Source organism: Sorangium sp. So ce131 (assembly GCF_051519095.1).
In the GTDB taxonomy this organism is placed as follows: Bacteria; Myxococcota_A; Polyangia; order Polyangiales; family Polyangiaceae; genus Sorangium.
Genome location: NZ_CP150455.1, coordinates 5,835,521 through 5,847,541 on the forward strand (window position 1 = coordinate 5,835,521; position 12,021 = coordinate 5,847,541).

Annotated in this window: 8 protein-coding genes; 6 read left to right on the top strand and 2 right to left on the bottom strand. The window is 72.7% G+C overall.

Annotated elements, in window-relative coordinates:
* The first annotated feature begins 87 nt into the window (after nucleotides 1-87).
* The 4 genes from WMF43_RS21115 to WMF43_RS21130 all read left to right on the top strand — a co-directional run bounded on the left by WMF43_RS21115 (nucleotide 88) and on the right by WMF43_RS21130 (nucleotide 8,063).
* Entirely contained in the window at nucleotides 88-3,429 is a 3,342-nt protein-coding gene (locus WMF43_RS21115; protein WP_437682749.1) for a thrombospondin type 3 repeat-containing protein, read from the top strand.
* A 75-nt stretch (nucleotides 3,430-3,504) separates the two neighbouring features.
* Nucleotides 3,505-5,343 carry an OmpA family protein gene (locus WMF43_RS21120; RefSeq protein ID WP_437682751.1) on the top strand — a complete coding sequence of 613 codons (1,839 nt, stop codon included), beginning with the start codon at nucleotides 3,505-3,507 and terminating at the stop codon, nucleotides 5,341-5,343.
* A gap of 334 nt (nucleotides 5,344-5,677) precedes the next feature.
* On the top strand, nucleotides 5,678-7,147 hold the full coding sequence (locus tag WMF43_RS21125) for a hypothetical protein (protein WP_437682752.1): 1,470 nt from the start codon (nucleotides 5,678-5,680) through the stop codon (nucleotides 7,145-7,147).
* A gap of 142 nt (nucleotides 7,148-7,289) precedes the next feature.
* Nucleotides 7,290-8,063, top strand: coding sequence for a PP2C family protein-serine/threonine phosphatase (locus tag WMF43_RS21130; protein WP_437682753.1), 774 nt, complete (start codon nucleotides 7,290-7,292; stop codon nucleotides 8,061-8,063).
* A 35-nt stretch (nucleotides 8,064-8,098) separates the two neighbouring features.
* Here WMF43_RS21130 and WMF43_RS21135 read toward each other — a convergent pair whose 3' ends face one another.
* Both WMF43_RS21135 and WMF43_RS21140 read right to left on the bottom strand, forming a co-directional pair.
* Nucleotides 8,099-9,154 carry an imelysin family protein gene (locus tag WMF43_RS21135; protein ID WP_437682755.1) on the bottom strand — a complete coding sequence of 352 codons (1,056 nt, stop codon included), beginning with the start codon at nucleotides 9,152-9,154 and terminating at the stop codon, nucleotides 8,099-8,101.
* Nucleotides 9,155-9,183: 29 nt separating this feature from the next.
* Nucleotides 9,184-10,425, bottom strand: coding sequence for a di-heme oxidoredictase family protein (locus WMF43_RS21140; protein WP_437682757.1), 1,242 nt, complete (start codon nucleotides 10,423-10,425; stop codon nucleotides 9,184-9,186).
* A gap of 252 nt (nucleotides 10,426-10,677) precedes the next feature.
* Here WMF43_RS21140 and WMF43_RS21145 point away from each other — a divergent pair, with 252 nt between their 5' ends.
* Together WMF43_RS21145 and WMF43_RS21150 are read left to right on the top strand one after the other, a co-directional pair.
* The gene (locus WMF43_RS21145; protein WP_437682759.1) at nucleotides 10,678-11,463 is read left to right on the top strand and encodes a hypothetical protein; all 786 of its coding nucleotides are present in this window, start codon (nucleotides 10,678-10,680) and stop codon (nucleotides 11,461-11,463) included.
* Nucleotides 11,464-11,530: 67 nt separating this feature from the next.
* Nucleotides 11,531-12,013: a hypothetical protein gene (locus tag WMF43_RS21150; protein WP_437682760.1), complete on the top strand. Its 483-nt coding sequence runs from the start codon at nucleotides 11,531-11,533 to the stop codon at nucleotides 12,011-12,013.
* Nucleotides 12,014-12,021: the final 8 nt, after the last annotated feature.

The following is a 12,021-nucleotide window of genomic DNA, read 5'->3' on the forward strand; positions in this document are numbered from 1 at the left end:
AACTCCCCCAGGGGAATGGTGATCCCGGATAGACTCGACAGAGCGCGCTGTCGTGAGCGGCGCGATCCGCCTCCTGGAGGACCCGCGATGACGTTTCCTGCTTCGCCTCGGATGCCCCGCCGCCGCGCGCCCTCCGGCGCCGCGCGCCGCGGGATCGTGCCCCTGCTCGCGGGCTTGCTCGCGCTCGTCTCGCTCGCGCCTCGGCCTGCGTCGGCGGCGCGCTGGGACTCCGACAACGACTTTGTCGCGAACGAGCTCGACAACTGTCCTGAGGTCAGCAACCAGGACCAGTACGACGGCGACGAGGACGGGCTGGGCGACGCGTGTGACCCCGACGACGATGACGACGGCATCCTGGACGACGCGGATACCGACGACGACAACGACAGGGTGCTGGACGTCGATGACGGGTGCCCCACCGTGGCGGGCGGCGGCCCGATGAGCGACGACACGGACGGCGACGGCGTCCCGAACGTCTGCGACAACTGCGACAACAACAGCAACGAAGACCAGACCGACAGCGACGGGGACGGGCGGGGAAACGCGTGTGATTCCGACAACGACAACGACGGCGTAGGCGACGGCGCCGACAACTGCAGCGTCTACCCGAACCCCGATCGGGCGAACTCCGATAGGGACTCGTTCGGCGACGCCTGCGACAACTGCCCATACGAAAGCAACCAGAACCAGGGGGACACGGACGGAGACGGCGACGGCGACGCCTGCGACAACTGCGTTGCCACGCCGAACCCGGGGGGAGCCGACGGCGACGGCGACGGCGTCGGCGACGCCTGCGACAACTGCCCGGCTGTCTCCAACGCGAGCCAGCTCGACGGCGACGGCGATGGCGTCGGCGACGCCTGCGACAACTGCCCGACCCGCGAGAACGACCAGTCCGACGACGACGGCGACGGCGACGGCGACGCCTGCGACAACTGCCCTGACGCCTCCAACGCGAACCAGCTCGACGGCGACGCGGATGGCGTCGGCGACGTCTGCGACAACTGCCCGACCCGCGCGAACGCGACCCAGCAGAACGACGACGGCGACGGCTTCGGAAACGTCTGTGACATCTGCCCCGGCACGGCCGGATCGAGCCAGGCCGACACCGACGGGGACACGGTCGGCGACGACTGCGACAACTGCCGCGCCCTCCCCAACGTGAACCAGGCCGACGGCGATCACGACGAAGTCGGCAACGCGTGCGACAACTGCCCTGACATCGCCAACACGCCCCAGACCGACGCCGACGGCGACGGCTTCGGCAACGCGTGCGACAACTGCGAGAGGATCGCCAACGCGGGCCAGGCCGACAGCGACACCGACGGCGTCGGCAACGCGTGCGACAACTGCCCTGACATCGCCAACGCGGACCAGGGCGACGAGGACGGCGACGGGGACGGCGACGCGTGCGACAACTGCCCGAGCCGCCCGAACAGCGATCAGCGGAACACCGACGCGACGTATGCCACCGGCGACGCGCTGGGCGACGCCTGCGACGACGACGACGACGCCGACAGCGTGCTCGACGAGGCCGACAACTGCCCGCTCAACCCGAACACGAGCCAGCGGAACACGGACCAGTCCCTCTCCGGCGGCGATCTCCTCGGCGACGCGTGCGACACCGACGACGACGCCGACGGCGTGCTCGACGGCGGCGACAACTGCCCGCTCAACCCGAACCCGGACCAGCGGAACACCGACGAGGATCTGCCCGGCGGCGACGGCTTCGGCGACGCCTGCGACGACGACGACGACGCCGACAACGTGCCCGACGTGAACGACAACTGCGTCGTCACGCCGAACTCGACGCAGACGAACACCGACCTGCATCTCCCCGGCGGCGACGGCCTCGGCGACCCCTGTGACGACGACGACGACGGCGACGGCGTGCTCGACACGACCGACAATTGCCAGTTCGCGCCGAACGCGAGCCAGCTGAACACGGACCACAGCTTCGCCGGCGGCGACGTCATGGGCGACGCCTGCGACACCGACGACGACGCCGACGGCGTGCCCGACGCGAGCGACAACTGCGTCGTCACGCCGAACCCGGGCCAGGAGAACAACGAGACGAACGGCCCCGACGACGCGCTCGGCGACGACTGCGACGAGGACGACGACAACGACAGGGTCCTCGACGACGACGACAACTGCCCTTACGACGTCAACACCGACCAGCTGAACACGGACCTCCCGTTCCCCAACGGCGACGCGCTGGGCGACGCCTGCGACGGCGACGACGACGAGGACGGGCTCTCGGACGATCAGGAGGCGGACCTCCGGACCGACCCGACCAGCCTGGACACGGACCGCGACACCATCGGCGACGCCGAGGAGGTGGCGAACCCGGACGATCCGGCGGATCCGGCCAACAACACCGACGCGGACGCGGTCATCGACGCGGTGGACCCCGACAGCGACGGCGACGGGCTGTCCGACGCCGACGAGGCGGGCGATGCCCTGCTGGGCACGCCGGCCGTCGACAGCGACGACGACGGGACGCCGAACTACCGCGACAGCGACTCGGACGACGACCTCGTGCTCGACCGCGACGACAATTGCCCGCTCGCCGCGAACCCGCCGGCCAGCCCGGGCGAGCCGCAGACCGACACCGACGGCGACGGCAAGGGCGACGCCTGCGACGGCGACTCGGACAACGACGGCGTGCTCGACCTCGACGACAACTGCCCGAGCACGCCGAACGCGCCCGCGCGCCCCGGCGAGCCGCAGGCCGACGCCGACGCCGACGGCCTCGGCGACCTCTGCGACCCGGACGCCGATCCGGACGGCGACGACGTCATCAACGCGGAGGACAACTGCCCGACGGCCGCGAACCCGCCCGAGCCGGGCGCGCCGCAGGCCGACCTCGACGGCGACGGCGCCGGCGATGCCTGTGATCCGGACGCCGACGGCGACGGGACGAACGACGCGAGCGACAACTGCCGGCTCCTCGCGAACCCCGAGCAGGCGGACGCCGACCGCGACGGCGACGGCGACGCGTGCGACAACTGCCCGCGCGACGCGAACGCCGGCCAGGAGGACGGGAACGGCGACGGCCTCGGGGACGCCTGCGACGACGACGGCGACGGCGTGGCGAACGACACCGACAACTGCCGCACCACCCAGAACCCCGAGCAGGACGACGCCGATGACGACGGGGTGGGCGACGCCTGCGAGGTGCCGGACCCGGGCGGCACCGGCGGCTCGGGCGGCGGCGCGGGCGGCGCGGGCGGCGCGGGCGGCGCGGGCGGCGCGGGCGCGACCACGACGGCGACCAGCGGCGGCGGGACGCCGCCGGACTTCGAGGGCGGCTGCGACTGCCGCATGGGCAGCGCGCCGCTCTCCCGGGAGGCGTGGGGCCTCGTCCTGCTCCTCTCGGCCTTGCTGCGGCGGCGCGGCCGGCGCGACCGCCGCCGCGCGGCGTAACCCGATACCTCCACGGTCACCGCACAGGTGACCATGTTGCCCCCCGCCTCACACGCCCGCTATCGTGGCCAGTCGATGAGGTCTCCCTCCGTCGCAGCGGCCGCCTCCGCGGCCGTCCTCATGACGCTCGCCAGCGCATCGAGAGGACAATCCACCGGCGGCTTCTCCCTCAACCGGTTCGAGCCGGCGCCCGCCGGCGACGTGTTCTTCGGCGTGCCCTCTCCGGCGGCGCCCGGCCACCTCGCGCCGCGCGTCCACGCGATGTTCGACTACGCCCACCGCCCGATCCACAGCAACGACGACGCCGCCATCGACCTCGTCTCCTCGCAGGCGTTCCTGCGCCTCGACGCCTCGCTCGCGCTGTGGGACCGCGTGCTGCTCTCGGTCGACGTGCCGCTCGCGATCGCGCAAGGGGGCGACGACCCGGGCATCCCCGGCGTCGATTTCACCGAGCTCCGGGCGCCCGAGATCGGCGACCTCCGCTTCGGCGCGCGGCTCCGCGTGCTCGGCAGGGACGCCGGCCCGATCCAGTTCGGGATCGGCGGCTACCTGTTCGCGCCCACCGGATCGCCCGCGCAGTACACCGGCGACACGGACCTCCACGGCGCCTTCCACGCGAGCCTCGGCGGGCGCATGGGCTCGGCGCGCTCGACGTTCAGCTTCCTCTGGAACGCGAGCGCCGGCGTCGACGTCGTGGGCGGCGCGAACCGGCCGCAGTCGCTCACGTTCGGCGGCGCCGCGGGGGTCCTGATCGGCGGCGATCTCCTCCAGCTCGGCGCCGAGGCGTACGGCGCCGCGCCGCTCGGCGACGATCTCCTGCTCTCGAGCGCGCCGGTGCAGCGCGACGACGCGGGCGTCAACGCCGAGCTGCTCTTCGGCGCCAAGCTGCGCGTGCTCGACGGCCTCACGTTCGGCGCCGCGGTCGGCCCGGCCCTCACGAACGCGATCGGCACGCCGCCGGTCCGTGCCGTCGGCATGATCGGCTGGGCGCCGCTCCCGAAGGCGCCCGAGGAGCGCGCGGCGACCGCCGCCCACGCGCGGGATAAAGATGATGACGGCATCGACGACGACATCGACGCCTGCCCCGACGTGAAGGGCGATCCGTCGCCGGATCCCGCGAAGGACGGCTGCCCTCCGGCGGATCGCGACGGCGACACCGTGCTCGACATCGACGACGCGTGCCCGACCACGCCGGGCGACCGCAGCGCCGACGCCACGCAGAACGGCTGCCCGGGCGACTCGGACGACGACGGCTTCCACGACGGCATCGACGCCTGCCCCGGCGTGCGCGGCGGCGCGAGCGACGACCCGAAGCAGGTCGGCTGCCCGAGCGACGCGGACGGCGACGGCATCGTCGACGCCTCGGACGCCTGCCCGAAGGCCAAGGGCCCTGCGAGCGAGGACCCGAAGCGGAACGGCTGCCCGGACGATCCGGACGGCGACGGCATCCGCGCCGCCGCCGACGCGTGCCCGAACGAGCGGGGCCAGCCCGACCCGGATCCACGGCAGAACGGCTGCCCGAAGTTCGTCCGTGTGAGCGCCGACGAGATCACGACCTCGAAGCCGGTGCAGTTCATCGTCTACGGAAAGACGCGCGCCGAGACCGTCGATCCCGTCTCCGACGAGATCCTGTACGAGGTGCGCGACGCCATCCAGCAGAACCCGGACATCGAGCTCGTCGAGGTGCAAGGCCACACGGACGACAGCGGGAGCGAGGAATACAACCTGCGCCTGTCCCAGGAGCGCGCGGACGCGGTGCTCTCGTGGCTCGTGGCCGCCGGGGTCCCGCGGGAGAGGCTCGTCGCGAAGGGCTACGGCTTCGAGCACCCGCTCGGGGACAACCGCGTGAAGACTGGGCGCCAGAAGAACCGCCGCGTCCAGTTCATGATCATCAAGCGCAAGGGGCAGCCGTAGCGAGCGGACGTCCGCGTCGCAGCGACGACGACGCACGACACAACGCCCAAGACGCCACAAATCCCGACAACCACCCAAGAGCTCGCAGAAGCCCGCAGAACAGAGCATCAGGCCAAACAAGCCACCACGGCTCATGTGGCCAGGCAATCACGCGGGCACGCGGCAAGGCGACCGGGCGCGCGCCGCTCGGCGCTCCTCCAGGGTCCGAACGCGGCGCCGTGACCGTTCCCTGACGGCGTTTGACGGATCCATGTGCCATATTGCCTCGATGCTCCATACGGTGGCGATATCAGATATCCATCTTTGCGAGCTCGAGCCTGGCGACGGTCTGTGGATGCGTTACCGTCAGGCTCCTTACTCCCCCGACAGCGAGCTCGCGGCGATGCTGGACGCGCTGCGCGACGAGATGGCGCAGGGGACGGCGCGCGGCGGGGGGCGCCACGAGCTCACGCTCGTGCTGAACGGCGACGTGTTCGACTTCGACGCGCCCCGCGTCATCGATCAAAAGAGCGTCTTTCACGATCTCCCGCGCAGCGCCGAGCACGCCGTCCCGGCGATGCGGGCGATGCTCGCGGACCACCCGGTGTTCGTCGAGGCGCTCGGCCGGGTCGTCGCGGACGGGCACACCGTCGTCTTCATCTCCGGCAATCACGACGTCCAGCTCACGCTGCCCGAGGTGCGCACCCTGGTCCGGGCCACCGTGGTCGACGCGGCGCTCGCCGCGCTCGGCGCGGGCCGCGTCGACCACGGCGAGGCGCCGCGGCCCGGGCGCACGCGCGAGGCGCTCGAAGCGCGCGTCGTGTTCCGCGCCTGGTTCCACAAGACGCCGGACGGCATCGTCATCGAGCACGGCAACCAGTACGACGCCTATTGCAGCTACCGGTATCCGATGATCCCGTTCGGCCGGAACCCCGGCGAGATCCAGCCGACCATGGGCTCGCTCGCGTGCCGGCTGCTCGCCTCGCGCATGGGCTACTTCAACCCGCACGTGGACTCCTCGTTCATGCTGTCGGCGTTCGGCTACCTCGCGCACTGGGCGCGTTACTACATGTTCTCGCGCCGCTCGCTGGTGATCGCCTGGGCGCTCGGCGCGCTCCGCACGCTCGTCGAGCTCGTGCGCCGGCGCGAGCCCGAGCGGCGCGCCAGCCGGCGCGCGTGCCTCGCCGCGGCCGCCCAGGAGACGGGCGCCTCGCTCCGCGCGGTGGCCCGCCACGCCCGCCTGTTCGCGCGCCCGGCCGAGGACCGGCTGGGGCTCGTCGCGCGCGAGCTCTGGCTCGACCGGGCCCTCTTCGGGCTGCTCGCGCTCGCGGTGACGCTCGTCTGGGTGCTGCTCGTGCCGGGCTGGCTCGCGCCGGCGGCGCTCATGGCGCCGGCGGCGCTCGTCGTGTACGAGCGCCTCGTCCCGAAGCTCCCGCTCGACGCGACGTGGCAGCGGGTCGGCCGCGCCGCGCGCCAGGTCGCGCGCGCCCACCGCGCGAGGGCCGTCGTCTTCGGCCACACACACACGCCCGAGGGCACCTGGGAGGGCGGCCTGTTCTTCGGCAACACCGGCTCGTGGTCCGCCGCGTTCGAGGACGTCGCGTGCACGCGCCCCGTCTTCGCCGCGCGCCCCCTCGTGTGGCTCAAGTCCGAGGCGGGCGCGGGCAGCGCCGCGCGCCTCTCGGGGGGGCTCGTCACGTGGAAGAGCGGCCGCTTCGAGCGCCGCACCGTGAGCGTCCCGCCGCCGGCCGGGCAGCGCGCCGAGCCGCAGGGCGCGCCGTGCCCCTCGCTCCGGTCGCCCGCGACCGCGGCGCTGCGCACCTGACGTCCGCCGCGCAGCCCGCGCGCCCCGCACGGCCCGAGCACGGCCCGCGCCTGGCTCGAATTGATCCCCTTCCTGACTTGCGCGAGGCGCTCGGCCGCTGGATGCTGCCGGTAGACACACGCCCCGCCGACAAGGAAGCTCCGTGAACTCCCCGCTCCGCATCGAAGCCGCCGGTGACAGCCACGTTGGCCGCCAGCGCGAGCACAACGAGGACAGCTTTGCCGTCGATCTGGACCTCGGCCTCTTCGTCGTCGCGGACGGCATCGGCGGCGCCGCCGGCGGCGAGATCGCGTCGCGGATGGCGGTCGACATCGTCCACTCGAGCTGCCGGGACGGCGAGCTCGAGATCACCCGGCCGACGGGCTACGACGAGCAGGTGCCGCCCCTCGAGCTGCGGCTCGTCTCGTCGATCTGGCGGGCCAACGAGCGCATCTTCGAGGTGGGCCAGCGCGACCCGCGCTTCTACGGCATGGGGACGACGTTCGCGGGCGTCTACGCCGACGCGGACGCGGCGTGCATCGCCCACGTCGGCGACAGCCGGGTGTACCGCTACCGCGAGCGCCGGCTCGAGCGGCTCACCGAGGACCACTCGCTCTGGAACGAGCACCTGAACAACGGCGAGCAGCTGCCCGACGACCTGGATCCGCTGCTCGCCCGCAACGTCGTGACGCGCGCGCTCGGCATGGGCAAGACGGTCGACGTCGCGACGCGCCTCGAGCGGCCGCAGGCGGGGGATCTCCTGCTGATCTGCTCGGACGGGCTCTCCGGCCCGGTCCCCGAGCCGGAGATCGCCGCGGTCCTCGAGCACGGCGACGACCTCGCGACGACGGCGCGGTCGCTCATCGACCTCGCCAACCTGCACGGCGGCCCCGACAACGTGACGTGTGTGCTCGTGCGGTGGAGCGCGGTCGGCTGAGCGGCCGGCTCCTCTCGCCGCGTCGCGCAGGCTGATTACAGCGCGGGGATCCCGAGCAGGTCGGCGGACCTGGTCATCTCGTGGGCGAGCGAGCCCTGGGTCGCGTCGTCGCTCTCGCGCTGCACGAGCGTGTAGAGCTCCCCGAACGGCGTCGCGAGCTGCTCGGCGGTCGGCGTCTCGTCGCTCCAGTCGTCCGGCACCGGCGGCAGCGCGTCGCCCTCGATCGCGTCGTACGCGCTGGTCAGCCGGTTGAAGCCGGCGAGGACCTCCTTGTCGACCTCCGGCCCCTCGGTCTTGGTGAGGAGCCACGGCTGGAAGGCGCGGTAGGTCTCCTCGCCCGCCGCGACGTTCGCGCGCATGTCGGAGAGCGTGTACTGCGCGTAACGCGACTCCTCCTCGCCGGTCGCCGCCTTCCCGATCTTCTCCACCTGCTCCAGGATGGATCCGATGACGCCGCGGTACGCGGACGGCGCGTCCAGCGCGAGCGCCGCGAAATCGGTCTGCATCTTCTTGGCGTCGGCCGCGAGGCGCGCGCAGAGCTCGCCCTTGAACGCGGCGGCCTCGGCCTCCGAGGCGGGGAAGGCGGCCGGCGCGTAGTTCGTGAGCGCCGACTCGAAGGCGAGCACCGGCTCCGGCATCTCGTCCGACCAGAGGATGCGCTCGACGGCGTGCACCCCGGTCACCCCCTCGTCGTCGAAGAGGTCGTCGTCGGCCTCGATCTCGATGAACGCGTCGTACCGGTTGTCCGTCGAGTGGTCGAGCTCCGGGAAGACGACCGCGATCGCCCCCTCGACGCGCTCGTACGACTGCCGGGCCTTCTTCCACTCGGCCTTCATGGCGTCGACGGCGGCCTTGTCGGTCGCCGCGCTCCAGCCGTCCTCGTCCGGCTCGGGCGCGGCGGCCTGGAGCGCGGCCGTGGCGGCGGCGAAATCGTCGAGGTTGCCCTGGATGAACGCCTTCACGTCGAGCACGGCGTTCTGCTCGTACTCCGCGTCGGAGAGCAGCGTCTCGTTGTCGCTTCCGCACGCGGGAAGCGAGAGGGCGGCGGCGGCGATGGCCGTACCGAGCCGCAGGCGGGCGGGGATGAACATGGCTGTCAGCGCTCCTTGTCGCGGCTCGCCTAGAGCGAGCGCACGAAGTCGATGAGGGCCGCGCGATCCTCGTAGGGGAGCGCGCGGAAGGCGGCGACCGAGGCGGCGGCCTCCGACCCCGGGCCATCGTGGAGCAGGATGGCCTGCTCGATCGTCCTGGCCCGGCCGTCGTGGAGGTACGCCGTGCTGTGGCGGAGGCCGATGAGCGGCGCCGTCCGCCACGAGGTGGAGCTCGCCGACTCGTCGGCCAGCCCGTCGGCGAGGTCGGGGCCGAGGTCGTGCAGGAGGAAGTCCGTGTAGACCGGCGCGTCGATGCCGGCGAGCTGCGCGATCGGGTAGTCGGCGCGCGTCCGCAGCGACGGGGCGTGGCAGGCGGCGCAGTCGAGCTCGGCGAACAGCGCCTCCCCGACCGGGTCGGCCGGCGCGCGCCTCGGGATCTCGAGCAGCCGCATGTAGTCCGCGACGGCGTTCACCGTGTCGAGCACGACGTCCTCGCCCGGCTTGGCGTCGTCCGTGAGCCCGTCGGGGTTCGGCAGCTCGTGCGGGCGGAGCGGCGAGGTGATCCCCATGTCGCCCTGGTACGCGTCGGCCGTGAAGTCGTCGAGCGTGGCGACCCGCGCCTTGAACCCGAAGCGCCCGATGAGGTTCTCCTCGCCCTCGTCGTGCGCGTGGAACGTCTCGTCCGCGTTCTTCCTGGAGTGGTACACGACGCGGTTGATGCGCCCGCGGATCGCGTCGCCGCGCGCCGCCTGCTCGGCCGCGACCCGCTCGATCTCGGCGTCGTCCACGGCCTCCATGTACCCGCGCCCGAACACCGGCGGGCCGAGGCGCTGGGAGAGCTTGAGCGCGAGCGTCTCGGCCGCCTCGGGCAGCGAGAGCGTCTTCGCCCCGCCGACCCCGTAGGGCCGCATCGTGTTGCCGTAGGGCAGCCCGGCCTGATCCACGGCCGGCGTCACGCCGTCGGCCTCGACGAGCACCATCTTCTGGACGGCGCCCGGGCCGCGCGCCGCGCCCTCGTGGCACCCGGCGCACGAGGTGCGGATGTACAGCGGCCCGAGCCCGTCGCGCTCGCGAAAGACGAAGTCGAAGAGCTTGTCGCCTTCCTTGAAGCGCGCGACCTGCTCCGCCGAGGACCCCTCGAGCGGGATATCGCTCAGGTCGTCTCCGATCAGCTGGAGCCCCGCGAACGGATCGTCACGAACGGACTCCGAGCCACAGCCGGTGATGTTGAGGAGCAACGGAATCCCGAGAAGCGCTGCACAACGCGACATGTCGAGCATCGATAACGTAAGTGAAAGTCAATGTCAATTGTGACACAGCGTGCAATTTGCCGTCGATTTCGGCCGATGCCGGCGCGGCGGACGTGGTCGACCGGTGGCGAGCGCCACGCTGGCGCCCGCGCGGCCTGCGCGGCCGATCGGCCTCGCGCGGCCGCGTGTTTCCGGCCGCGAAGCGTGGTGGGGGCTCGGGCGTTACACTGGGCACCCGGCGCGGACGGGGCTCACGCTGGAGGACCGCGGACGATGCATCGAGGGGATGACCAGCGCACGGCCATGAGGGCGCTCCGGGACGGGCTGCGGGATCTCGACCGGCTCGAGGAGCGCCGCGCCGCCCACAGGGCGCTCGGCGACGGCTGGCTCCGGTACATGGGTCCCGGCTATGGAAACGGCATCTGCTCGAGGTGTGGTGTGCTGCTCGAGCGGGGCACGCTCTACGTGCACTGCGCGCAGTGCCTCGCGACGCGCGGGATCGACGAGCAGGCCTTGCAGCGCGCCTGCGCGCGGGTGATGGCGGGCGACTGGCCGTTCCAGGAGCGCCGGCTCGACGGCGGGCGCTGGGCGCGCGCCCTCATCGCGTTCTGGCGGGACCACGTCGACCCCATGGACGCGCGGGCCGTCCCGTACCGGCACAACACGCTCGACGCCGCCTTCCACTACATGGAGCGGCACCTGTCCAGGTCTGGGGTCGCGGAGGTCTGGACGGTCCCCGAGGGCGTCCACGGGGCGCTCGACGCGACGATGGTCGTGCGCGCCCGGGGCGAGGCGCTGGCGATCGGCGTCGCCACGCAGCGGCGCATCGCCACGTCCGAGGAGGGCTACGGCGGCGCGATCGTCGCGTTGTTCGACGAGGTGCTCCGCCTCGCGGGCGAGCGGGAGGGCTATCTGGTGATCGAGAAGCTGAGCCGGCGCGCGCGCCGCGACGCGCCCATCAAGGAGACCGCGGCGCTCACCGCGGGCGGGCGGCGCGTGACGCTCCTCCGCTGCATGCAGGAGGACCGCAGCTGGCTCGCGCTACCCGCGCCCGGCTGACCCGGCTTGCCGTGCCCGGCTGACCCGGCTGCCCTCCGCCGCGCCTTTCGTGCGAGCATCGGCGCCCATGGATGGGAACCTCAAGGAACAGGTGTGCGCGTTGCTCGAGGCCGGCGGCGGGGAGCCGCTCGACGGCGGCCGCTTCCTGCCGCTCGTCACGCTCGAGTCCGGCGCGCGGGTGGGGCTCGACGGCTCGGCCGCGTGGGTCTTCGCGCCGGAGGGCGGCGCGGCGCAGGTCTTCGCGCCCGAGCGCGGGCAGGTCTTCTTCGAGGTGCTGGAGTCGAGGCGGGACGACTTCGACGCGCGCCTCGAGGAGGCGGCGCGGGCCGCCGGGCTTCCGCCCGAGGAGGTGGCCTTCTCGTTCCCCGCGGAGCAGGTCGTCAGGTCGGTGCTCTCGAAGGGCCTGCCGACGATGACGCGCCTCGCGCTCTCGTGGCTCCGTCTGACGGAGGTCCGCGCGCTCCGCGCCGACATCGCGGCCGTCTCGCGCGACCCCACCATGCCGGGCGCCATCCGGGATCTCGCGGAGCGCCTCACCGTCCGCGAGTGATCGCCGCT

Excerpts from the sequence above, each read along its gene's own strand:
- WMF43_RS21115 (WP_437682749.1), top strand. The coding sequence starts at position 88 with ATGACGTTTCCTGCTTCGCCTCGGATGCCCCGCCGCCGCGCGCCCTCC.
- WMF43_RS21120 (WP_437682751.1), top strand. The coding sequence starts at position 3,505 with ATGAGGTCTCCCTCCGTCGCAGCGGCCGCCTCCGCGGCCGTCCTCATG.
- WMF43_RS21125 (WP_437682752.1), top strand. The coding sequence starts at position 5,678 with ATGCGTTACCGTCAGGCTCCTTACTCCCCCGACAGCGAGCTCGCGGCG.
- WMF43_RS21135 (WP_437682755.1), bottom strand. The coding sequence starts at position 9,154 with ATGTTCATCCCCGCCCGCCTGCGGCTCGGTACGGCCATCGCCGCCGCC.
- WMF43_RS21140 (WP_437682757.1), bottom strand. The coding sequence starts at position 10,425 with ATGTCGCGTTGTGCAGCGCTTCTCGGGATTCCGTTGCTCCTCAACATC.
- WMF43_RS21145 (WP_437682759.1), top strand. The coding sequence starts at position 10,678 with ATGCATCGAGGGGATGACCAGCGCACGGCCATGAGGGCGCTCCGGGAC.
- WMF43_RS21150 (WP_437682760.1), top strand. The coding sequence starts at position 11,531 with ATGGATGGGAACCTCAAGGAACAGGTGTGCGCGTTGCTCGAGGCCGGC.